Origin of the sequence: Streptomyces sp. NBC_01304, from assembly GCF_035975855.1 — a bacterium.
Lineage (GTDB): Bacteria > Actinomycetota > Actinomycetes > Streptomycetales > Streptomycetaceae > Streptomyces.
Genome location: NZ_CP109055.1, coordinates 3,786,425 through 3,809,860, shown reverse-complemented (window position 1 = coordinate 3,809,860; position 23,436 = coordinate 3,786,425). Strand labels below are relative to the sequence as shown.

The window sequence follows — 23,436 nt, the reverse complement described above, 5'->3', positions numbered from 1 at the left end:
TTTCCCCCCACATCCCTCGGCCCCCGCCGCGGGCCCGCCCTCGCAGGGGCGGGGGCCCTCCTCGCGGCCCCTGCCTCGCCCTGCCGGGCCTGCGCTTCGCCCTGCCGGGCCTCCGCCTCGCCCTCCTCGCGGCCCCTGCCTCGCCCTGCCGGGCTCCCGTTCCGCCCCGCCTCGCCCCGCCGCACCTCCGCCGCGCCCTCCTCGCCCCCGCCGCGCCCTCCTCGCCCCCGCCGAGCCCGCCCCCGCCGAGCTCGCCGAGCCCCACCCGGGCCAGGCCCACCCACCCAGCTCAGGCCAGCCCAGCCCAGCCCTACCGAACCTCCACCCGCAAAATCCGATCGTCCCCCGCCTCAGGCGTCCCCCGGCTGTCGGTCTCGCTCGTCACCAGCCACAGCTTGTCCCCGCCGGCCGCGACCACGGTCCGCAGCCGTCCGTACTTGTCCTCCAGGAAGGCCTCGGGCTCGGCCAGTGGCTTCGTGTCGTTCAGCGGGATCCGCCACAGTCGCTTGCCGCCGAGCCCCGCCATCCAGATCGAGCCCTTGGTCCAGGCGATTCCGCTGGGTGAGGCGTCGTCCGTCTTCCACTGGGCCACCGGGTTCACGAACTCCGGGGAGCCGTCCTCGCCCTTGCCCTCCACGTCGGGCCAGCCGTAGTTCTTGCCCGGACCGATCAGGTTCAGCTCGTCCCAGGTGTCCTGCCCGAACTCCGAGGCCCACAGGCGCTGCTTCTTGTCCCAGGCCAGGCCCTGGACGTTGCGATGGCCCAGTGAGTAGACGACCGAGTCGGCCTCTGGATTGCCCGGGGAGGGTTGGCCCTCCGGTGTCATCCGCAGGATCTTCCCGCCGAGGGACTTCTTGTCCTGAGCGAGCCCTGTCTCACCCGTCTCGCCCGTGCCCGCGTACAGCTGCTTGTCCGGGCCGAAGGCGATCCGCCCGCCGTTGTGGTTCATCCCCTTGGGAATGCCCCGCAAGATCGTGTCGGGTGCGCCGAGTTGCTGACCGGCGGGCTTCTTCTCGTCGTAGAGGAAGCGGGCGATGCGGTTGTCGGAGGCCGTGGTGAAGTACGCGTACACCATGTGGTCCGAGGCGTACTCGGGAGACAGGGCGAGGCCGAGCAGGCCGCCCTCGCCGCCCGGGGCCACGCCGGGCACGGAGCCGAGCTCGGTCTTCTTGCCGCTCTCCTCGTCGATCCGGGTGATCGTGGCCTCGTCCCGCGAGGAGACGAGCAGGCCGCCGTCCGGCAACGGGGCCAGGCCCCAGGGGGACTTGAGGTCCTCGGTCACCGTGCCGAGCACCTTCACCGAACCCTTGGCGGGCGGGGCGTCCGGATCGGCCGGGGGAGAGCTGCTCTTGTCGGGCTTGGCCGGGCTCGACGAAGGGCTCTTGCCGCTCTTCGGCTCGCCGTCCCCGCCCCCGGAGCAGGCGGACAGGAGTAGCGCGGCCGCGGCCAACACGGCCGTCACAGCTGCACGTTGCACGATCTCGATCCCTTCGACGGCGAACAGTTCCGCGAAGCCCCGGATGGCTCGGACCGGGCAGGAGTCCAGCCCGCCCCACCCGCCTCGCGGCACTTCCACTGTTCATACACCGCAGCCGCCGCGCAGGTTCCCACTTGCCGACAGGAAAAGCCGACGAACCGCAAAGCACCGGACGCTCCGTCGGCCGGAAGCCCCGAGGCCCGCGGGCCTCCTGACTCCCCGGCGGCCCAACTCCCCGGCCATCGGGCTTCCTGGCCCCTCAACTACGCAGCCCCTAACCTTGCGGCCTTTCAGCTCTCAGGCCCCCAAATCCGCGGGCCCCCCAACTCCGCGGACCCCCAACTCCGCGGACCCCCAACTCCGCGGACCTCCGGCTCCGCGGACCCCCAGCTCCCAGGCCCTCAGCCATGCGGCTCGGCAGCTCCAACTTTGCGGCATCCAACTTTGCGGCCTCCAGCTCCGCGGGCCCTCAGCTCCGTGGCCCTTCAGTTCCCCGGCTCGCAACTTCGCGGCCTCCGGCCCCGCGGACCTCCGGCCACCCGGCTCTCCAGCTCCTCGGACCGCGGCTCCCCGGACCTCGGCTCCCCGGCCCCCCAACTCCCCGGCCCCCAACTCCCCGGCCCCCAACTCCCCGGCCCCCGACTCCCCAGCCCTCCGACTCTCAGGCCCTCAGGCCCTCAGGCCCTCAACTCCCCTACTCCCAAGACCCCACAGCCCCGGGCAACCCCGCGATCTCCGTCAGATCCTGCTCCGTCAGCTCCAACGACCATGCCCCCGCCCCCGAGTTCTCCCGCACCCACCGCTCCCGCTTGGCCCCCGCCACCGCCACCACGTGCGGCCCGCGCGTAAGTACCCAGGCGAGGGCCACCTGAGCCGGAGTCACCCCGGTCCCGTGCCGCTCGGCGATCCGGCGAAGGCCCGCCACGATCGGCTGGTTGGCCGCCATCATCTCGGCCGTGAACCGCGGATGCCTGGCCCGTACGTCCTCGGGCTCGAAGCCCTGGCCCGGCGTCAGCGTGCCCGTGAGGAAACCGTTCCCCAGCGGCATCGCGGCCAGGAACCCCACGCCCCGCGCCGAGCACCACGGCAGCAGTGCGTCCAGGGCCTCCGGCGACCACACGGACAGCTCGGCCTGGATCGTGCTCACCGGGAACACTTGTTGTACGCGCTCCAGTTGGCGGATCGTCCCGTCGTGCAGGGCCGCCCCGGACCTGCGGCCCGCGCGTGCGCCCACCGCGCACAACCCCAGCGACCGCACCTTGCCGGCCGTCACCAGCTCCGCCATCGCGCCCCAGGTCTCCTCGACCGGCACCTCGGGGTCTGCCCGGTGTAGTTGGTAGAGGTCGATGACATCCGTCTGCAGGCGGCGCAGCGACGCGTCGCACGCCCGCTTCACATACCCCGGACGTCCGTTGGCCACGATGTGCTGCTCGCCCACCAGAAGACCGACCTTGGTCGACACGAAGGCATCCGCGCGGCGCTCCTTCAGCACCCGCCCGATCAGCAGTTCATTGGTGAACGGCCCGTACATGTCGGCGGTGTCGAGCAACGTCACACCCGTGTCGAGCGCCGCGTGCACGGTGCGCAGCGACTCCTCGCCGTGCTGCTGCGACGCGGTGTACGCCCAGCTCATCGGCATGCAGCCGAGTCCTACCGCGCCCACTTCGAGCGCCGCAGCCCCGATCGTCCTGCGCTCCACCTGCCGGTTCCCTCCCGCTGTCACGTCCGCCGCCGTCATCGGTGCGCGCCCCCACCGATGCGCGCCCCAAAACTAACCTCTCCCGTCCCGCGTCCCGCGGCCAGCCTCCTTCCGATTAGCCTCCTGACCATGACCGACGACGTGAACGCAGACGTGAACCCAGCCGTGGACGCAGAGGTATGGCTCCCCATTCCGGCCGAGGAGATCGAAGGCCTCCCGAAGGGGCTCGTCTACCGTTTCTGGGACGGCGGGGCCGACTTCCCCGCCGATCCTGCCGACTGCGCCTTCTACGTAGTCCCCTATATGAAGGGCGCGGCCGTCTCGGTGCGCCCCCTGTCCGCGATGACGTCGGTACGTGTCGTGCAGACCCTCACCGCGGGAATGGACCACGTCCTGCCGGGAGTCGGCGCCCTCGGCCCCGGTGTGCGCCTCTGCAATGCGCGCGGGGTGCACGAGGCGTCCACCGCCGAGCTCACGCTGACGCTGATCCTCGCCTCGCTGCGAGGCATCCCCGGCTTCGTACGAGGACAGCAGAAGGAGGAGTGGAGGTCCGGCTTCTATCCCGCGCTCGCCGACAAGGAGGTGCTCATCGTCGGATACGGCTCCATCGGTGCGGCCATCGAAGACCGGCTCGCGCCCTTCGAATGCGCGCGGGTGACGCGCGTCGCGCGCTCTGCCCGCACGACGGAGCGCGGCGCCGTGCACCCGCTGAGCGCCCTGCCCGAACTGCTGCCCACAGCCGACGTGGTGGTCCTGTCCACGCCGCTCACCGAGGACACCTTCCACCTGGTGAACGCCGACTTCCTGGCCACGATGAAGGACGGCGCCCTCCTGGTGAATGTCGCGCGGGGCCCCGTCGTCGACACCAAGGCGCTCCTCGCCGAGCTCGAGGCCGGCCGCCTGAGCGCCGCCGTCGATGTGACCGACCCGGAACCGCTCCCCGCGGGCCACCCGCTGTGGCATGCTCCGAACCTCCTCATCAGCCCGCACGTGGGTGGCAGTTCCTCGGCTTTCCTGCCGCGCGCCAAGCGACTGCTCGTGGCGCAGCTGGAGCGGTACGCCGCCGGAGAGGCCCTCGACAACGTCGTCCTCACCACCGCGGAGTCGCCGCAGTAGGCGCACACAATCGCCACGTTCGCGCACCCTCTGCCACGGCTCACGTGCACCCAGTGTCCATAACAGTCCTGGTCGTCACGGAGAGTAGAGGAACTATGTCCCTGAGTGACGGGACTGGTGTATCGTCCCGACAGGGGCTGCGCCGTGCACCGTTCGGCGCCGGTAAGAGCCGGGGACTGTGTCTTTTCACAGACCCGAGGACTTGCGAGGGGGGCGACGGGCGATGCACGGCCTATGGACGAACGATCCGACGCGGCAGGGCCGCCGGCGGCGACCCTTGCGCACGCCGACCGGACTCAGGCGCAGGAGGACCTGCCGAACCGGACTGCCGAGCCGGGCGGCCCGGTGAGCGCCCCCGGGGCGGTGCTGGCCCGCCCCCCGATGTCCGGTGGCGGCCGGTCCGGTCTGGTCTCGCAGCTCATGCTCGCGCTGGTGTGCGGCGGCTATGCCGCCGGCTCCGCGCTCGGCTGGGGTTCGGAACAACTGTCGTTGTTCATGGGCGACTTCGGCCTGAGCATCGCGGCGGCCACCGCCGCCGTCTCCTGTTTCCTCTACGCGCGCAGTCGGCAGAGCCGTTTTCGACCCGCGTGGCTCCTGTTCGCGCTCTCCTCCGCGATGGCGGCCCTGGGGAACGCGGTCTGGGGCTGGTACGAGGTCGTACTCGACCAAGAGGTGCCCAGCCCGAACATCGCCGACCTGTTCTTCCTGTGCTTCGCGCCGCCCGCGATCATCGGCCTCCTCGTCCTCGCCAAGCGGCCCGTCACCCGCGCCGGCTGGGTCTGTCTCGCGCTCGACTCCTGGCTGATCGGCGGCTCGCTGCTCACGCTCTCCTGGAGCCTGGCCCTCGCGCACACCGCCGAGTTCGACGACCGCAGCGTGGCGCAGGCCGCACTCTCCCTCGCGTACCCGCTGCTCGACATCGTCCTGGTCAGCATGGTCCTCGCGCTGCACTTCCGGCGCTCGTCGGCGAACCGCTCGGCGGTCAACACCGCCATCGCCGCGCTGGCCCTGACCGTCGTGTGCGACGCGCTGTTCACCTCGCCGCTGCTGCGTGAGAGCTATCGCTCGGGCCAGATCCTGGATGCCGGCTGGTTCGCCGGTTCGCTGCTCCTCGCGTACGCGCCGTGGGCCGCGACCCGCCCCGGCCACCCGGCCCTCGAGTCGCCGGGCGACCAGGACGGGGCCGACAAGCCCGGACCGGGCGACCGGCCCTGGGGGAGCGACGCCGCTCCGCAGTCGCCTCGCGACGGGCGCGCCGCCCGCGCCAACCGGCAGATCGCCGGCTCACTGGCGGCGCTCACCCCGTATCTGGCCGCGGCCGTCTGCACGTTGGGGATTCTCTACAACACGCTGAACGGCCACAGCGCCGACCGCGTCGTCCTCTTCACGGCCTGCACCGTGGTCCTCGCCCTCGTGGTGCGCCAGGCGATCATGCTGATGGACAACCTCACGCTGACCCAGGAACTCGCCCAGAAGGAGAACCACTTCCGCTCCCTGGTGCAGGGCTCCAGCGACGTCATCATGATCGCCGCGCCGAACGGCATTCTGCGGTACGTCAGCCCGGCGGCCGCCGGCGTGTGGGGGAGGGACGCCGAGGAGCTGAAGGGCTCGGAGCTGGCCTCGCTCATCCATCCCGAGGACCTCGGCCGGGTCGTCCACGAGGTCCGCAGGTTCCTCGCCGCCAGCCTCGCCGACGAGCCCACGACGCGCATCGAGTGCCGCTTCAAGTCCGGCACCGGCGCCTGGCTCAATGTCGAGTCGACGGTCAACCGCCACCACGGCGGCCTCATCTTCAACAGCCGGGACGTCACCGAACGCGTGCGCCTGCAGGCACAGTTGCAGCACAACGCCGAGCACGACCCGCTCACCGACCTGCCCAACCGGGCCCTGTTCACCCGGAGCGTGGGCCAGGCGCTGAACGGCCGGCGCATCACCGACCGCGGCACGGCCGTGCTCTTCATCGACCTGGACGGCTTCAAGGCGGTCAACGACACCATCGGCCACCAGGCGGGCGACGAACTCCTCGTCCAGGCCGCCCGAAGACTGGACGAATCCGTGCGCGCGGGCGACACCGCGGCCCGGCTCGGCGGCGACGAGTTCGCCGCGCTCATCCTCGGCGACGGCACCCGCGACCGCACCGCCCGCGAGCACCACATCCACGAGCTGGCCGACCGTCTGCGCCTCAGACTCTCGCAGCCGTACGACATCGACGGCAGCGAGGTCCGGGTCGCGGCCTCCATCGGCATCGCCTTCGCCGAACCAGGCGTCACCGCGGGCGAGTTGCTGCGCAACGCCGACCTGGCGATGTACCGGGCCAAGGCCGCAGGCAAGGGCCGGGTCGTGCTGTACGCGCCCCAGATGCAGGCCGAGGTCGTCCGCAAGGCGGAGCTCGCGACGAGGCTGCGTACCGCCCTGCACGACGGCGAGTTCGCGCTCCTCCACCAGCCCGTGGTCAGCCTCGACACCGGCCGGATCAACGCGGTCGCCGCCCAGGCCCGCTGGCGCTCGGCCCAGGGGATCCTCTTCACCCCGGCCGAATTCCTGCGCGTCGCCGACGACAACGACCGCACCGCCGAGCTCGGCCGCTGGATGTTGGAGGAAGCCGTCGAACAGGCCGCCGAGCGCGCCGGTACGGGGCATGCCGTGCCCGTGACCGTCCGCATGAGCGCCCAGCGGCTCCTGGACCGCTCCATGCCGCTCGGCTCCATCGAGGCGCTTCTGACCCGGCACGGGCTGCCCTCGGGGGCGCTGATCATCGAGCTCGCGGACAGCGACGCGCGCGTTGCGCTCGACGAGCTGGAGCGTCGCTTGACCACGCTGCGCCGGCTGGGCGTCCGGATCGCCCTGGATGGCTTCGGTAACGGTCATGCGGCGATCACCGCACTGCGCCGCCTCCCCGTGGACGTACTGAAGCTCGACCGTTCACTCATCGAGGGCGTGGTGGAATCGGCCAGACTCCACAAGATCACCAGTGGTCTGCTGAGGATCGCCACCGACCTCGGACTGCAGTCCGTGGCGGATGGTGTGGACCTTCCCGAGCAGGTCATCGCGTTGCGCGCGATGGGGTGCACCCATGGTCAGGGCATGGCGTTCTCCGGGCCGCTGGACGAATACCGGCTGCGCCGGGCGCTGTCCGGCGGGCACTATCCGCTGCCCGGTGCGCCGGTCGAACCGGCCTTCGCGGGCGGTGCCCCGCGCCGCTCACATAATGAGACGGCCGTCCCACCTACTTGACACATCCGGGGGGCCGGGGAGAGGGTCATTGCCATGCGCACCCGAATTCTCGTACTTGGAAAGCGCGTCGGCTAGCCGCTGAGGTCACGCACTCAGCCGCACCATTCCGACGCGCTCCCCTCGCTTGCCTCCGGGCACGAGGGGTTTTTTGTTGCACTGGCACCTCACATACCCTCGCAAAACCCCCTTAGCTTCGAGAAGAGACGCCGATGACCGAGCAGGCCACCGGGGCCCATCCGCAGCCGCGGCCCCGATCCGGAGGACAGCAGTCCGCCCCCGTCGAGCACATGACGGGTGCGCAGTCCCTCATTCGTTCTCTCGAAGAAGTCGGGGCCGAGGTGGTATTCGGTATCCCCGGCGGCACGATCATGCCCGCCTATGACCCGCTGATGGACTCCAAGAAGGTCCGGCACGTCCTCGTCCGCCACGAGCAGGGCGCGGGCCACGCCGCAACGGGTTATGCGCAGGCCACCGGCAAGGTCGGCGTCTGCATGGCGACGAGCGGTCCCGGTGCGACCAACCTGGTCACACCGATCGCCGACGCACACATGGACTCCGTCCCGCTGGTCGCGATCACGGGGCAGGTCAATTCCAAGGCGATCGGGACCGACGCCTTCCAGGAAGCCGACATCATGGGCATCACGATGCCGATCACGAAGCACAACTTCCTGGTCACCAAGCCCGAGGACATCCCGCACACGATCGCGGAGGCCTTCCACATCGCCTCCACCGGCCGTCCGGGACCGGTCCTCGTGGACATCACCAAAGACGCGCAGCAGGCGATGACCACCTTCAGTTGGCCGCCGCAGACCGACCTGCCCGGCTACCGCCCGGTGACCAAGCCGCACGCCAAGCAGATCCGCGAGGCCGCGAAGCTGATCACCCAGGCCAAGCGCCCCGTCCTGTACGTCGGCGGCGGCGTCCTCAAGGCCGGCGCGACCGCCGAGCTGAAGGTCCTCGCAGAGCTCACCCAGGCGCCCGTCACCACCACACTGATGGCGCTTGGCGCATTCCCCGACAGCCACCCGCTGCACGTGGGAATGCCCGGCATGCACGGTGCGGTCACCGCCGTCACCGCGCTGCAGAAGGCGGACCTGCTCATCGCCCTGGGCACCCGCTTCGACGACCGCGTCACGGGCAAGCTGGACAGCTTCGCCCCGTACGCCAAGGTCATCCACGCCGACATCGACCCGGCCGAGATCGGCAAGAACCGCGAGGTCGACGTCCCGATCGTGGGCGACGCCCGCGAGGTCATCGCCGATCTGGTGCAGGCCATCCAGGCCGAGCACAGCGAGGGCAACACCGGTGACTACAGCGCCTGGTGGGCCGACCTCAACCGCTGGCGCGAGACCTACCCGCTCAGCTACGACCAGCCCGCGGACGGCAGCCTCGCCCCGCAGCAGGTCATCGAGCGGATCGGCAAACTCGCCCCGGAGGGCACGATCTTCGCGGCGGGCGTCGGCCAGCACCAGATGTGGGCCGCCCACTTCATCGACTACGAACAGCCCTCGACCTGGCTCAACTCCGGCGGCGCCGGAACCATGGGCTACGCCGTGCCGGCCGCCATGGGCGCCAAGGCCGGCCGGCCGGAACGTACGGTCTGGGCGATCGACGGCGACGGCTGCTTCCAGATGACCAACCAGGAACTGACCACCTGCGCCCTGAACAACATCCCGATCAAGGTCGCCATCATCAACAACGGCGCCCTCGGCATGGTCCGCCAGTGGCAGAACCTGTTCTACGACGGCCGCTACTCCAACACCGTCCTGCACAGCGAGGACACCGGTGAGAACGCCGGTTCCCAGCGCGGCGCCAGCGAGGGCGCGCGCAAGGGCACCCGCGTCCCGGACTTCGTCAAGCTGTCCGAGGCCATGGGCTGTGTCGCGATGCGCTGCGAGGACCCGGCCGACCTCGACGCGATCATCGCCAAGGCGAACGAGATCAACGACCGCCCCGTCGTGATCGACTTCATCGTCCACGAGGACGCCCAGGTCTGGCCGATGGTCGCCGCCGGCACCTCCAACGACGAGGTCATGGCCGCGCGGGGCGTGCGCCCCGACTTCGGCGACGGCGCGGACGACTGAGAACCGAGAGAACTGAGAGAGAAGACATGTCCAAGCACACGCTCTCGGTCCTGGTCGAGAACAAGCCCGGCATCCTGGCCCGGATCGCCGCCCTGTTCTCGCGCCGCGGCTTCAACATCGACTCGCTCGCCGTGGGAGTCACCGAGCACCCCGACATCTCCCGCATCACCATCGTGGTGAACGTCGAGTCGCTGCCGCTCGAGCAGGTCACCAAGCAGCTCAACAAGCTCGTCAACGTACTGAAGATCGTTGAACTCGAGCCGAGTTCGGCCATCACCAGCGAGATCGTCCTGGTGAAGGTCCGCGCCGACAACGAGACCCGCGGCCAGATCGTGGAGATCGTCCAGCTGTTCCGCGCCAAGACCGTGGACGTCGCACCCGAGGCGATCACCATCGAGGCGACCGGCACCAGCGACAAGCTGGAGGCCATGCTGAAGATGCTGGAGCCCTACGGCATCAAGGAACTCGTGCAGTCCGGCGCGGTCGCCATCGGCCGCGGCTCGCGGTCCATCACCGACCGCTCGCTGCGCGCCCTGGACCGTTCCGCCTGATCGACCGGGCAGGGCCCAAAGCCCGACGCCCGCGGGCCGTTGGTCACGGACCACCGTGACCTTCGGCCCGCATCCCGAGACTCCAAAACCCCGCACCCCCGCCCCCACGTACTGTGAGGGCAACCCGCCAGACCAAGGAGAGACCCGAAGTGGCCGAGCTGTTCTACGACGCCGACGCAGACCTGTCCATCATCCAGGGCCGCAAGGTCGCGGTCATCGGTTACGGCAGCCAGGGCCACGCCCACGCGCTGTCCCTGCGCGACTCGGGCGTCGACGTCCGCGTCGGTCTGCACGAGGGCTCCAAGTCCAAGGCCAAGGCCGAGGAGCAGGGCCTGCGCGTGGTGACCCCCGCCGAGGCCGCCGCCGAGGCCGACGTCATCATGATCCTGGTCCCGGACCCGCTGCAGGCCAAGGTCTACGAGGAGTCCATCAAGGACAACCTGAAGGACGGCGACGCGCTGTTCTTCGGCCACGGCCTCAACATCCGCTACGGCTTCATCAAGCCGCCGGCCGGTGTCGACGTCTGCATGGTCGCCCCCAAGGGCCCGGGCCACCTGGTCCGCCGCCAGTACGAGGAGGGCCGCGGCGTTCCGTGTATCGCGGCCGTCGAGCAGGACGCCACCGGCAAGGGCTTCGAGCTGGCGCTCTCCTACGCGAAGGGCATCGGCGGCACCCGCGCCGGCGTCATCAAGACGACCTTCACCGAGGAGACCGAGACCGACCTGTTCGGCGAGCAGGCCGTGCTCTGCGGCGGCACCGCCGCGCTGGTCAAGGCGGGCTTCGAGACCCTGACCGAGGCCGGCTACCAGCCGGAGATCGCGTACTTCGAGTGCCTGCACGAGCTCAAGCTCATCGTGGACCTCATGTACGAGGGCGGCCTGGAGAAGATGCGCTGGTCGATCTCCGAGACCGCCGAGTGGGGCGACTACGTCACCGGCCCCCGGATCATCACGGACCAGACCAAGGCCGAGATGAAGAAGGTCCTCGCCGAGATCCAGGACGGCACCTTCGCCCAGCAGTGGATGGACGAGTACCACTCGGGCCTGAAGAAGTACAACGAGTACAAGACCCAGGACGAGAACCACCTCCTGGAGACCACCGGCAAGGAGCTCCGCAAGCTCATGAGCTGGGTGAACGAAGAGGCGTAAGCCTCAGCGCGACAGGGCCGGACCGGAAGGTCCGGCCCTGTTGTACACGGTGGCCGACCACGGACGAGTGATCCTTCCGATACGGAGGAAAACCACCCCGTGTCCGCCACTACACTTCTCAACACATACGCGTCAGGCCCACAGCGTCGTGCGTCTTCCACGCGGCACAGCGACCCCGAGGAATTGCAGGCACGCCCCCACGCCGCCCGGCACGCACTCTCGCCGCACCGGCCAAAGGTCCTAGTAGCTCCGCTACGAGGACCTTCGTCCGGCACACCGAGAGCACGCACCGAACGACGCGAGGACGCACCCGCAATCCCCCGGCGCCGCTTCCCCTCCACCGCCTGCGGCCGTCGGGACGGCCGTCCGCACTGGACTTGTGAGGACCCACGTGAGCTCGAACCCTGCCACCGCTGCCAAACCCGTCGTACTGATCGCGGAGGAGCTTTCCCCCGCGACCGTCGACGCTCTGGGCCCGGATTTCGAGATCCGGCACTGCAACGGCGCGGACCGCGCCGAGCTGCTCCCCGCCATCGCCGACGTCGACGCCATCCTGGTCCGCTCCGCGACCAAGGTCGACGCCGAGGCCATCGCGGCCGCCAAGAAGCTGAAGGTCGTCGCCCGCGCAGGCGTCGGTCTGGACAACGTGGACGTGTCCGCCGCCACCAAGGCCGGCGTCATGGTCGTCAACGCCCCGACGTCCAACATCGTGACCGCCGCCGAGCTCGCCTGCGGCCTGCTCATCGCCACCGCGCGCAACATCCCGCAGGCCAACACCGCGCTCAAGAACAGCGAGTGGAAGCGCTCCAAGTACACGGGCGTCGAGCTCAGCGAGAAGACCCTCGGCGTCGTCGGCCTCGGCCGCATCGGCGTCCTGGTCGCCCAGCGCATGTCGGCCTTCGGCATGAAGATCGTCGCGTACGACCCCTACGTACAGCCCGCGCGAGCCGCGCAGATGGGCGTGAAGCTGCTGACCCTCGACGAGCTGCTCGAGGTCGCCGACTTCATCACCGTGCACCTGCCCAAGACCCCCGAGACCCTCGGTCTCATCGGTGACGAGGCGCTGCACAAGGTCCAGCCGCACGTCCGCATCGTGAACGCCGCGCGCGGCGGGATCGTGGACGAGGCCGCGCTGTACGCGGCCCTCAAGGAAGGCCGCGTGGCCGGTGCGGGCCTCGATGTGTACGCGAAGGAGCCCTGCACGGACTCCCCGCTCTTCGAGCTCGACCAGGTCGTCTGCACCCCGCACCTCGGCGCCTCCACGGACGAGGCGCAGGAGAAGGCGGGCATCGCCGTCGCCAAGTCGGTGCGCCTCGCGCTCGCCGGCGAGCTGGTGCCGGACGCGGTGAACGTCCAGGGCGGGGTCATCGCCGAGGACGTACGTCCCGGCCTTCCGCTCGCCGAGAAGCTGGGCCGGATCTTCACCGCGCTCGCCGGTGAGGTGGCCGCCCGGCTCGACGTCGAGGTCTGCGGTGAGATCACCCAGCACGACGTCAAGGTGCTCGAACTCTCCGCGCTCAAGGGCGTGTTCGAGGACGTCGTCGACGAGACGGTGTCGTACGTGAACGCTCCGCTGTTCGCGCAGGAGCGGGGTGTCGAGGTGCGCCTGACGACTTCGTCGGAGTCGCCGGACCACCGCAACGTGGTCACCGTGCGCGGCACGCTCACCGGTGGCGAGGAGATCGCGGTCTCCGGGACGCTGGCCGGGCCCAAGCACCTGCAGAAGATCGTGGCGATCGGGGAGCACTCGATCGACCTCGCGCTCGCGGATCACATGGCGGTGCTGCGGTACGCGGACCGGCCGGGTGTGGTCGGCACGGTGGGCCGGGTGCTCGGTGAGGCGGGCCTCAACATCGCCGGTATGCAGGTGTCCCGTGCGGACGTCGGGGGCGAGGCGCTTGCCGTGCTCACGGTGGATGACGTGGTGCCGGCGGGTGTCCTTGCGGAGCTGGGCGAGGAGATCGGTGCGACCTCTGCTCGCTCGGTCAACCTGACTGCGTAGCTTGTACGTTGACGGGGCCGGGGTTCGCCGTGTGGGCGGGCCCGGGCCCCGTTTTCTTTTCCCCACCCCGCCCCTTCCCGAAAGTCCTGCGGACGGCCTGGGGCTTCGTCCCTAGCCCCCTTTGTCCTCAAACGCCGGACGGGCTGACCAAGTCAGCCCGTCCGGCGTTTGAGGGAGAAGGTTCCTACGCCGGCACCTTCTCCGGCTCAGCCTCGACACGCTCCGAGGACGCAGCCACCGAGACCTTGCGCAGCGTCACCCCGGCAAGCACCGCGGCGGCGAGGAGCAGCACACCCCCGGCCAGCGCGGCCACATGCATCCCCGAGGTGAAGGCCTCCCGTGCTGCGCCGAGCAGCGCTTCCCCGGCACGCCCCGGCGTCTGCCCGGCCAGGGCGACCGCCCCGCCCAGCGTCTCCCGGGCCTCAGCCGGGGCGGAAGAAGGCATCTCGGCCCGGTACACCGCCGTACCGATCGACCCGAGCACCGCCATCCCCAGCGCCCCGCCGAACTCCGTCCCCGTCTCCAGGAGGGACGACGCGGCCCCGGCCTTCGCGGCCGGCGCCGCCCCGAGCGCCAGGTCGGTGAGCTGGGAGCCGATGATGACCGCGCCGGATGCGAGGACGCCCGCCCCGGCGAGCACCGTCCACAGCGACGACGTACCGGCGAGGGCCAACAGGCCGTAGCCGCAGGCGGAGATGGCGAAGCCCGTGGCGACGACGTACGCCCGGTTCACACCCCGCTGGACGAGCACGGTCGCGACCGGAGCAGCGAAACCGATGAGGACCGAGGGGAGCAGCGCCCACAGGGCCGCCTCCATCGCGCTCTTGCCGAGCACCGACTGCAGGTACTGCGTGGTGAAGAAGGCCGAACCCATCATGCCCAGGGCCGAGATGAGGTTCAGGGTGATGGCGGAGCCGAAGCCGCGGCTGCGGAAGAGGTCGGGGGAGATCAGGGGCGAGGCGATCGTGCGCTGGCGGTGGATGAAGAGGGCCGCGAAGAGCAGGCCGACCGCGATCGAGGCGGCGTAGGAGAGCTTGAAGCCCTCGGCCGGGATCTCCTTCAGGCCCCAGACGACCGGCAGCACGGCGGCCATGGACAGCGGCACGCTCAGCAGGTCGAAGCGGCCGGGGGCCGGGTCCTTGAACTCCGGGATCAGCAGCGGTGCGAGGGCCAGGAGCAGCACCATCGCGGGCAGGTTGACCAGGAAGACCGAGCCCCACCAGAAGTGCTCGACGAGGATGCCGCTCATCACCGAGCCGAGCGCGATGCCCGCGACCATCACGCCGGACCAGATGCCGATCGCCTTCGCGCGCTGACCGGCGTCCTTGAACATGTTGCGGACCAACGCCATCGTCGACGGCATCAGGGTCGCCCCACCGATGCCCAGGAGTGCGCGGGACGCGATCAGCATCTCGGCGCTCTGTGCGTACGCGGCCGTAAGTGACGCCGCTCCGAAGGCGGTTGCGCCGAAGAGCAGCAGCTTGCGGCGGCCGATGCGGTCGCCGAGCGAGCCCATGGTCATGAGGAGACCCGCGAGCACGAACGCGTAGATGTCGAAGATCCACAGCTGCTGGGTGGCGCTCGGTGCCAGGTCCGCGTCGATGGCGGGGACGGCGAAGTAGAGGACGGAGACGTCCATCGAGACCAGCATCAGCGGCAGCATCAGGACGCCGAGTGCGGTCCATTCCTTGCGGCCGGCGCGCTCCGGGCTGCCGGTGGCCGCGCTGTCGGTGTCGTGCTTCGGGTTCGTCATGAGCAGGACTGTACGCATGTCCCATACGCTTGTCTAGAACGAGTGTGTAAAACGTAGGTATAGGACGTGGGTCTAGGACACTTGTCTGTGCGAGAGGTAGGCTGCCGGGCATGGGACACCGTGAGGATCTGCTCGAAGGCGCCAAGCGCTGCCTGCTGGAAAAGGGCTTCGTGCGCACGACCGCGCGCGACATCGTCAAGGAGTCGGGGACGAATCTGGCGTCCATCGGCTATCACTACGGTTCCAAGGACACGCTCCTGGCCGAGGCGTACATCGCCCTGGTCGAGCAGGCGTCCGAGGACTTCGACGGATCCGGGCGGTCGGGCCTGTCGGCGCCGCCCGGATCCGTCGAGCGGTTCGAGGAGGTCTGGACGAACGTCATCGCCGGCATGAAGGGGCCGGACTCACTGTGGCGGCTCAGCATGGAGATCGTCGTCATGGGCGACCAGGTGCCCGCGGTCCGCGATCACTTGGCCAAGGCCCAGGCCGAGGGTTCGCGTGGCTTCATCTCCATGCTGATGGGCGTCGAGGAGTCCGCGATCCCGGACGACGACGTGGCCACCCTCGGCAAGTTCTATACGACGCTGATGATGGGCCTCATCGCCCAGTGGACCTTCGACCCGGGCACGGCGGCCAGCGCTCAGGAGCTCACCGAGGGGCTGCGGCGGGCCGTGTCGCGCATGGGCGGGAACGGCACCTCCGCGAGCACGGGGATCAGCCACTCCTCCTCGTAGTCGAGGTGGGCGGTCAACTCCTTTGACATGCGGGCCAGTTCGGTACGGAAGCGCTCCGGGTCGGCCGTGCCGATGTCGGCGAGGAGGGCCACCAGGCCCTCCTTGATGCGGGCGACCGTGCGGTGCTCCTCGGTGAGGCGGTCCAGGGTCTCCCGCAGGTGCGGGTGGTGGGCCGCGATGCCCGGGAAGACGCCCGCGTCCTCGCCGTTGTGGTGGTGGCTCAGGGCCTCGCAGAAGGCCAGGCAGTGCTGGCGGATCTGCAGGCCCAGGGGTGCCCCGGAGCCGTTCGGGGAGGCGAAGTGCGCCTCGGACTCCGCGGTCACGTGGGCGAGTTGGGCCCGCAGCCAGGCGTGGATCTCCAGGAGCTTGTCGGCGAGGGTGCGGACCTCGGCGGGGGCCGCGCCGTTCTCGCCCGGGGCGCGTTCCAGGGCCACGGTGCGGCCGTCCTCGGACGGGACCGCGATCAGCCCCAACTCCTGCTCGTCGAGCCGGACTTCGACGAAGGGGTGGTCGAGCAGGTCCCGGTACCAGCCGGGGGAGCCGGGGCCGGGGACGACGACCGTGAGGCGGCCTTCGCTGCGTACGTAGTCGAGCTCTGTGGTGCGCTTCGCGCCGGACTCCGCTTCGGTGGTGGTCAGACGGAGGCGGCCGTGCGTGGGCATGCTGATGGGAACTCCAAGGGTGCGCGTACGCGGAGGCGAGGGCCTACGAGGCGTACGGAAGGAAGAGGAAAAGAAGACAGCGAGGGCGCGCGACGGGGCGGCGCGCTCGCGTCAGAAGGCGCAGTGCGCGGAGTGTGAACTCAAGGCGGATCCCTTGGTGAAAGGTGCTCGCTCGGCTGCCGGCCTGCCCACTTCTCTTCGGCCGGCGCCGCGCTGCACGTTCCCCATTAGAACCAGCGGCCCAGCGGCTGTCAACGCGCGCTGACCGGTGGTTGTCAACGTGTGCTGACCGGCGGCTGCCAGCGCGCGCTGACCGGCGGCTGCCAGCGCGTACGGGGACCGCGACTCAGCCGGTGAACCCCGGTACCACCAGACCTGATTCGTACGCGATCACCACCGCGTGGGTCCGGTTCTGCGCACCGAGCTTGGTCAGCACGTTCCCGACGTGCGTCTTCACCGTCTCCAGGCTCACCCTGAGCGACTGCGCGATCTCCGGGTTGGACAGACCGGTGGCCATCAGCCGCAGCACCTCCTCCTCCCGCTCCGTCAGCGCCGCCTTCGGCAACGCCTCGGCGGAGCCCAGCGGGCGGGCGGCGACCATCCGGCGCAGGGCCGCCGGGAAGAGGATCGCCTCGCCCGCCGCCGCCACGCGTACCGCCTCGGCGATCTGCCGGACCGGAAGCCGCTTGAGCACGAACCCGCTGGCCCCCGCGCTGAGCGCCGCGGTGACGTAACCGTCGTTCTCGAAGGTGGTGATCACCACGACTTTCGGCGGTTCGGCCGACGCCACTGACTCGGCCGACTCGGCGAGGAGTTGCCGGGTGGCCTCGATCCCGTTGCGGCGCGGCATCCGTACATCCATCAGGACCACGTCAGGGCGCAGCCGCAGCGCCTGCTCGACCGCCTCGACGCCGTCGGCTGCCTCCCCGACCACCGTGATCCCCGGTTGCGCCGCGAGCAAGGTGCGTAGACCGCTGCGGGTCACCTCGTCGTCGTCCGCGATCAAGAGGGTGACGGGGGTGCCGGCAGGGCTGGTGGGGGCGGGGTGGGAGCCGGCGTGGGTCATGTCGGCCGAGCTCGCGTCGGAGCCGGTCATGCCGACACCCGTACCGGCAGTCGGACCGCCAACCGCCAGTGCCGCGGCCCGTCCGGGCCGACCTCGATCTCACCGTGCAGCAACCGCACGCGCTCGGCGAGGCCGGGCAGGCCGTGCCCGGATGTCCTGAAGACACCCGCGCCCGTACGCGTGCCCGCGCCCGCGCCATTGACCACGCCGAGCTCAAGGCGGTCCGGCAGCGCCGCCACCCGGACCGCGACCGGACCGCCCGTCCCGTGCCGCAACGCGTTCGTCAGCCCTTCCTGCAGAATCCGGTACGCGGCCCGGGAGAGCGTCCCCTGCACCTGTGCCAACTCGCCCGACAGCTCCACCTCGAGGACCGCGCCCGCGTGCCGCAACCGGTCGAGCAGCTCGGGCAGGTCGGCCAGGGTCCGGGTCGGTGCCGTCTCCGCCTTCTCCTCGCGCAGTACGCCCAGTACGTAGTCCAGGTCCTCAAGGGCGGCCCTGGCCGACTCCTCGATGCTGCGCAGCGCGGCCCGTGCCGCCCCCGGGTCGGCGGAAAGCACTTCGCCCGCCACCGCCGCCTGGATCGTGGTCGCGGTCAGCGTGTGCCCGATCGAGTCGTGCAACTCGTGGGCCAGCCTGTTGCGTTCGGCAAGGCGCTGCTCCCGCTCGGCCATCAGCGCGAGCCGCTCGGCCGACGAAGGACCGAGCAGCCTCGGCGCCAGCCACCGCAGCACGCTCGTCACCACCGCGCACACAACTGCCGCGAGCAGCAGGCAGCCGAGCGCCACGACCCAGCTCTGCCATCCGCCGTCGGACCGCAGCGACCTGCCGAACAGACTCAGCCCGGCTTCGGCACCGAGCCAGTCCCCGGGAAGGGCGATCCCCATGAGGATCAGCACGCCGCTCGTCAGAGCCCCTGTCCACCCCAGCGCCACGTGCAGCAGCAGCCAGAGGGGAGTCCGCCAACGGTCGGCGCCGGACGGCACGGCGGCAGGGTCCGGCAACGGCACCCTCAGCATGTGGCGGGCGAACGCGATCAGTGCCCGCCGCGTGGTGCGGGCAAGACCGACCGAGCCGATCAGTGCTGCCCAGGCCAGGAGGACCAGGACGGCCTGCACTCCATAAGGAGCGGATGGCCGCGCCAGTGTCGGCAGCAGAGCGAAAGGCAGCAGCGGAAGGCTCGCCAACGCGCCGCAATAGGCGAACAGCATCCCCGAATACGTGGAGCCGCGCAGCAGCGGCCGGATTCCCCTGATCATTGTCGCCCCAGTATGTCCGGGCAGCTCACGGGCGGCCTCCCCCGATCGAGGGAGCACCTTCTCCCGCCTTCCCGCGATGTGCATCCGCGACCCCGAAGTCAGGATCGTGCCCTGAGCAGTTGACCGGAGGACGTTTGATGAACACGCAAGGAACAGAGATGCGGCCGCATGACACGGCATCGGCCAACCGCCCGGCCGGGGCCGCCATGGTGCTCGGCGTCATCGGCTTGAGCACGTCGCTCTTCTTCATCGGCGGCCTGCTCGGCGCCATCGGCCTGATCCTGGGCATCGTCGCCCTGACGACGGCCAGGCGGACCGGTACCGGCCGGGGCAAGGCCCTCACCGGCGTGGTGACGTCGGCCCTCGCGATCGTGGTGTCCGTCCTGGTCGCCGTCTTCTTCGTCTGGTACGCCAACAAGACGCAGGAGTGCTACCGGCCCGACAGCTTCCGGCAGTACAAGCAGTGCGTCCACGAGCAGCTCACCGGGAATTGACGACTTTCCTTCACGCGCTACAGCCGCGCCGCCTTCAGTGCCATGTGCAGCAGCAGCCGGTCCTCGCCCTCGTCCAGGTCGAGGCCGGTGAGCTTCTCCACGCGGGACAGGCGGTAGTAGAGCGTCTGGCGGTGGATGCCGAGGGCCGCGGCGGTGCGGCCGGCCTGGCCCGCGTGGTCGAGGAACACCTCGGCGGTGCGGGCGAGTTCGGGCTGTGCGAGCAGTTCGCGCACGGTCGGGTCGTGGGCGGCGCCCGGGGGGAGCGCGGTGAGCAGGCGGTACGGGCCGAGGGTGGCCCACTCCTCGATCGCCGGAGCGGTCGCAAGGCCGCTCCCGCGCGCCGTCGCGGCACGGGCGGCGGCCACCGACTCCCGCCAGGCGTCCGGGAGTTCGGCGAGCCCACGGCGCGGGACGGCGATGCCCGCGGCGCAGCGCCCGCCGCCGGCCTCGATCAGGCGGGCCGCGCCGGTGCGTGCCGGGTCCAGGGCGTCGGTCGAGCGCAGCCGGATCAGGGCGGCGAGGGCGATCCCGGCGTCGGGTCCCGTGAGTTGGTCGGGCGAGCCGCCGGCCGCGGACCAGGGCACGGGGCACAGGGCCGCCGTGCCCGGCACCCGTCGTGAGCTCGGGGCGTCCGCGGTCGGCCAGGGCGCCACGCACACCACGACGTGCAGATCGTCCGCACTCGGCCCGAGCGCCGCCCGCAGCGCCGCCAGGGCCATGTCGCGCTGCCAGCCCCGCCCCGCCGTGAGCACGGCCCGGAACTCCCGGGCCACGTCGTCCCCCGCCGAGGCCTCGTCCGCGAGCAGGACCCCGATCCGCTCGGTCACCTCCATGGCGGCGGCCAGGCGCTCATCGGTGGGGCCCGTCTCGGCGTCGGTGGCGAGCAGCCATACGTAGCCGTGGACGACGCCCCGATGGCGTACCGGAAGACAGAGCCGGCCCCGGTTGACGCCCGCCTCGGGCGCGGCCGGGATCCGTACCGGGCCGGTCGCCCGGGCGATGCCGAAGCCCTCGAACCAGGCGCGGACCGCCGCGGTCGACTTCCGGGTCAGGATCGATCGCGTACGGACCGGATCCAGCTCGAACCCGCCGAGATCGCTGTCGCTGTCGTGCGCGCCGAAGGCGATCAGTCCGAAATCGCGGTTCTCCAGCGTCGCGGGGGCCCCGAGCAGCACGGAGATCTCGTCGACCAGGTCCTGGTAGTCGCCCTTCACAGAGCCATTGTGCGGCACCGGAGCGCTGATCTCATACATATGTCTGAGATGTGGGGCACGGATGCGTGACACCTGTCGATGGTTCAGGATCGAAGCAATCCTTAGTTTTCACGGTGGTTCCACGTGCCGTTCCGAAGGGATCTCCCGCCTCGGACACCCGACCCGGATACGGCCCCCTTCAACTCCTGCTCCTTGGAGGTGCCCCGTGCTGGGTCCCGTGATCCTCGCCGCGTCCCGCAGCGACAAGATGCGCCGCTTTGTGTCCGCCGCCCCGGGCACCAAGCAGGTCGTCGGCCGTTTCATCGCCGGCGAGGGCGTCGACCAGGTCGTCCCGATCATCAAGGAGACCGTGGGCAAGGGCCTCGAGGTCACCCTGGACGTGGTCGGCGAGGACATCACCACCCGCGAGCAGGCCTACGCGGCGCGCGACGCGTACATGGAGCTGATCGAGCACCTGGAGGACCTGGGCCTGGGCGCCAAGGCCGAGATGTCCGTGAAGCTGTCCATGTTCGGCCAGGCGCTCGAAGGCGGCCACGAGCTGGCCCTCGCCAACGTCCGCCCGGTCGTCGAGGCCGCCGCCTCCATCGGCACCACGGTCACCCTGGACGCCGAGGACCACACCACCCTCGACTCGATGTTCGCCATCCACGAGGAGCTGCGGAAGGACTATCCGCAGACCGGCTGCGTCATCCAGGCCTACCTCTTCCGTACGGAGGACGACGCCCGCCGCCTCGCCGCGGCCGGCAGCCGGGTGCGCATCGTGAAGGGCGCCTACAAGGAGCCCGCCGAGGTCGCCTTCCAGGACAAGGCCGAGATCGACAAGGCGTACGTCCGCATCATGAAGATCCTGATGGAGGGCTCGGGGTACCCGATGATCGGGTCCCACGACCCGCGCCTCATCTCCATCGCCCAGGAGCTCGCGCGGCGCGCCGGGCGCAAGCTGGACGAGTACGAGTTCCAGATGCTGTACGGCATCCGCAGCGAGGAGCACGTGCGGCTCGCCGCCGAGGGACACCGGATGCGTGTGTACACCGCGTACGGCACGGACTGGTACGGCTACTTCATGCGCCGCCTCGCCGAGAAGCCGGCGAACCTGCTGTTCTTCGTACGCTCGATGATCACCAAGAACTAGCCCCAGGGCTGAGCCCCTTCCACTCCCACCCCTCTCAAAAGGAGTTCAGGAACTCATGGACGCTGTGACCCAGGTCCCCGCCCCGGTCAACGAGCCGGTGCACAGCTACGCCCCGGGCTCGCCCGAGCGTGCCCGCCTCGAAGCCAAGCTCAAGGAGCTGGCCGAGAACCCCATCGACCTCCCGATGACCATCAACGGTGAGCAGCGGATGGGCGGCGGCGAGGCCTTCCAGGTCGTCCAGCCGCACAACCGCAAGGCCGTCATCGGCACCTACCGCAACGCCACGCAGCAGGACGCGCAGGACGCCGTCGACGCCGCGCTCGCCGCCGCCCCGGCCTGGCGCGCGATGTCCTTCGACGACCGCGCCGCGATCATCCTGCGCGCCGCCGAGCTGCTTGCCGGTCCCTGGCGCGAGACGCTGGCCGCCTCGACGATGCTGGGCCAGTCGAAGACCGCCCAGCAGGCCGAGATCGACACCCCCTGCGAGCTCATCGACTTCTGGCGCTTCAACGTCAAGTACGCGCGTGACATCCTCGCCGAGCAGCCCCCGGCGAACTCCCCGGGCGTGTGGAACCGCATGGACCACCGCCCGCTCGAGGGCTTCGTCTACGCGATCACGCCCTTCAACTTCACCGCCATCGCGGGCAATCTGCCGACCGCGCCCGCCCTCATGGGCAACGTCGTCGTGTGGAAGCCGTCCCCGACGCAGACCCACGCGGCCGTGCTGCTGATGCAGCTCCTGGAAGAGGCGGGCCTCCCCAAGGGCGTCATCAACCTGGTCACGGGTGACGGTCTGGCCGTGTCCGATGTCGCCCTTGAGCACCCCGAGCTCGCCGGTATCCACTTCACCGGTTCGACGAAGACCTTCCAGCACCTGTGGAAGACCGTCGGCAACAACATCGAGAAGTACCGCTCCTACCCGCGCATCGTGGGCGAGACCGGCGGCAAGGACTTCGTCGTCGCGCACCCGTCGGCGGACCGCGCGATCCTCAAGACCGCGCTGACCCGTGGGTCGTTCGAGTTCCAGGGCCAGAAGTGCTCGGCGTCGTCGCGTGCGTACGTTCCGGCCTCGATCTGGAACTCCGGGTTCAAGGAGGAGTTCGCGGCCGAGGTCGACGGCATCACCATGGGTGACGTCACGGACCTCGACAACTTCATGGGCGCCGTCATCGACGACCGTGCCTTCGCGAAGAACAAGGCCGCGATCGACCGGGCCGCGGCGGACGCGTCCTGCACGATCGTGGCCGGTGGCACGTACGACGACTCGGTGGGCTACTTCGTCCGGCCGACGGTCATCGAGTGCTCCGACCCCTCGAACGAGGTCTTCACGACCGAGTACTTCGGCCCGATCCTGGCCGTGCACGTGTACGAGGACGACAAGTACGAGGAGATGCTGGCGCAGATGGAGTCCGTCTCGGCGTATGCCCTGACCGGCTCGATCATCGCGTCCGACCGTGCGGCGGCTGCCGATGCGATGTCGAAGCTCCGCTATGCGGCGGGCAACTTCTACATCAATGACAAGTCGACGGGTGCGGTTGTCGGGCAGCAGCCGTTCGGTGGTGGGCGCGCCTCCGGCACCAACGACAAGGCCGGTGCCCCGCAGAACCTGATGCGCTGGACCCTTACTCGCGCCATCAAGGAGACCCTGGTCCCGCCGACCGATTACCGCTACCCGCACATGGGCTGAGGTTCCTCTTTCACCCCACCCCGCCCCTTCCCGAAATCCTGCGGAGCTTGGGGTGGGCGGGGGTGGGTGGTGACCTGACGGTCAAAGATTGTCCTCAAACGCCGGACGGGCTGATTCATGGCTGATG

General features: G+C 70.1%; 17 protein-coding genes. 10 read left to right on the top strand and 7 right to left on the bottom strand.

Going from position 1 to position 23,436, the window contains the following annotated elements:
- Nucleotides 1-310 precede the first annotated feature (310 nt).
- Nucleotides 311-1,477 carry a PQQ-dependent sugar dehydrogenase gene (locus OG430_RS16500; RefSeq protein WP_327353259.1) on the bottom strand — a complete coding sequence of 389 codons (1,167 nt, stop codon included), beginning with the start codon at nucleotides 1,475-1,477 and terminating at the stop codon, nucleotides 311-313.
- A gap of 694 nt (nucleotides 1,478-2,171) precedes the next feature.
- Nucleotides 2,172-3,176 carry an aldo/keto reductase gene (locus OG430_RS16495; protein ID WP_327353257.1) on the bottom strand — a complete coding sequence of 335 codons (1,005 nt, stop codon included), beginning with the start codon at nucleotides 3,174-3,176 and terminating at the stop codon, nucleotides 2,172-2,174.
- Between the two features lie 129 nt (nucleotides 3,177-3,305).
- On the opposite strand from OG430_RS16495, the gene OG430_RS16490 reads away from it, so the two are divergent.
- The 6 genes from OG430_RS16490 to serA all read left to right on the top strand — a co-directional run bounded on the left by OG430_RS16490 (nucleotide 3,306) and on the right by serA (nucleotide 13,311).
- Nucleotides 3,306-4,292, top strand: coding sequence for a 2-hydroxyacid dehydrogenase (locus tag OG430_RS16490; RefSeq protein ID WP_327353256.1), 987 nt, complete (start codon nucleotides 3,306-3,308; stop codon nucleotides 4,290-4,292).
- Between the two features lie 381 nt (nucleotides 4,293-4,673).
- Nucleotides 4,674-7,526, top strand: a complete 2,853-nt coding sequence (locus OG430_RS16485; RefSeq protein ID WP_327359121.1) for a putative bifunctional diguanylate cyclase/phosphodiesterase — start codon at nucleotides 4,674-4,676, stop codon at nucleotides 7,524-7,526.
- Nucleotides 7,527-7,735: 209 nt separating this feature from the next.
- Nucleotides 7,736-9,610 (top strand): acetolactate synthase large subunit, encoded by a 1,875-nt coding sequence (locus OG430_RS16480; RefSeq protein WP_327353255.1) that lies wholly within the window; start codon nucleotides 7,736-7,738, stop codon nucleotides 9,608-9,610.
- A gap of 26 nt (nucleotides 9,611-9,636) precedes the next feature.
- A complete protein-coding gene (gene ilvN, locus OG430_RS16475) occupies nucleotides 9,637-10,161 on the top strand; it encodes an acetolactate synthase small subunit (protein ID WP_327353254.1) in 525 nt (174 codons plus the stop codon).
- A 149-nt stretch (nucleotides 10,162-10,310) separates the two neighbouring features.
- Nucleotides 10,311-11,309: a ketol-acid reductoisomerase gene (gene ilvC / locus OG430_RS16470; protein ID WP_327353253.1), complete on the top strand. Its 999-nt coding sequence runs from the start codon at nucleotides 10,311-10,313 to the stop codon at nucleotides 11,307-11,309.
- Between the two features lie 391 nt (nucleotides 11,310-11,700).
- Nucleotides 11,701-13,311: a phosphoglycerate dehydrogenase gene (serA, locus tag OG430_RS16465; protein ID WP_327353252.1), complete on the top strand. Its 1,611-nt coding sequence runs from the start codon at nucleotides 11,701-11,703 to the stop codon at nucleotides 13,309-13,311.
- A gap of 184 nt (nucleotides 13,312-13,495) precedes the next feature.
- Here serA and OG430_RS16460 read toward each other — a convergent pair whose 3' ends face one another.
- Nucleotides 13,496-15,064 (bottom strand): MFS transporter, encoded by a 1,569-nt coding sequence (locus OG430_RS16460; protein WP_327353251.1) that lies wholly within the window; start codon nucleotides 15,062-15,064, stop codon nucleotides 13,496-13,498.
- Nucleotides 15,065-15,174: 110 nt separating this feature from the next.
- Here OG430_RS16460 and OG430_RS16455 point away from each other — a divergent pair, with 110 nt between their 5' ends.
- Entirely contained in the window at nucleotides 15,175-15,798 is a 624-nt protein-coding gene (locus OG430_RS16455; RefSeq protein WP_327353250.1) for a TetR/AcrR family transcriptional regulator, read from the top strand.
- Here OG430_RS16455 and OG430_RS16450 read toward each other — a convergent pair.
- The 3 genes from OG430_RS16450 to OG430_RS16440 form a co-directional block, all read right to left on the bottom strand.
- Nucleotides 15,705-16,460, bottom strand: a complete 756-nt coding sequence (locus OG430_RS16450; protein ID WP_327353249.1) for a nitroreductase/quinone reductase family protein — start codon at nucleotides 16,458-16,460, stop codon at nucleotides 15,705-15,707. The two genes, OG430_RS16455 and OG430_RS16450, sit on opposite strands and share 94 nt — an antisense overlap.
- A 346-nt stretch (nucleotides 16,461-16,806) precedes the next feature.
- Complete coding sequence (locus tag OG430_RS16445) at nucleotides 16,807-17,526, bottom strand: response regulator transcription factor (protein WP_327359120.1); 720 nt, start codon at nucleotides 17,524-17,526, stop codon at nucleotides 16,807-16,809.
- Between the two features lie 26 nt (nucleotides 17,527-17,552).
- Entirely contained in the window at nucleotides 17,553-18,782 is a 1,230-nt protein-coding gene (locus OG430_RS16440; RefSeq protein ID WP_327353248.1) for a sensor histidine kinase, read from the bottom strand.
- A gap of 158 nt (nucleotides 18,783-18,940) precedes the next feature.
- Here OG430_RS16440 and OG430_RS16435 point away from each other — a divergent pair, with 158 nt between their 5' ends.
- Nucleotides 18,941-19,276, top strand: a complete 336-nt coding sequence (locus OG430_RS16435) for a DUF4190 domain-containing protein (RefSeq protein ID WP_327353247.1) — start codon at nucleotides 18,941-18,943, stop codon at nucleotides 19,274-19,276.
- A gap of 17 nt (nucleotides 19,277-19,293) precedes the next feature.
- Here OG430_RS16435 and OG430_RS16430 read toward each other — a convergent pair whose 3' ends face one another.
- Nucleotides 19,294-20,529: a PucR family transcriptional regulator gene (locus OG430_RS16430; protein ID WP_327353246.1), complete on the bottom strand. Its 1,236-nt coding sequence runs from the start codon at nucleotides 20,527-20,529 to the stop codon at nucleotides 19,294-19,296.
- Between the two features lie 166 nt (nucleotides 20,530-20,695).
- On the opposite strand from OG430_RS16430, the gene OG430_RS16425 reads away from it, so the two are divergent.
- Nucleotides 20,696-21,622 (top strand): proline dehydrogenase family protein, encoded by a 927-nt coding sequence (locus OG430_RS16425; RefSeq protein WP_327353245.1) that lies wholly within the window; start codon nucleotides 20,696-20,698, stop codon nucleotides 21,620-21,622.
- A 55-nt stretch (nucleotides 21,623-21,677) separates the two neighbouring features.
- Nucleotides 21,678-23,309, top strand: a complete 1,632-nt coding sequence (gene pruA / locus OG430_RS16420) for an L-glutamate gamma-semialdehyde dehydrogenase (protein WP_327353244.1) — start codon at nucleotides 21,678-21,680, stop codon at nucleotides 23,307-23,309.
- The last annotated feature ends 127 nt before the right edge of the window (nucleotides 23,310-23,436 follow it).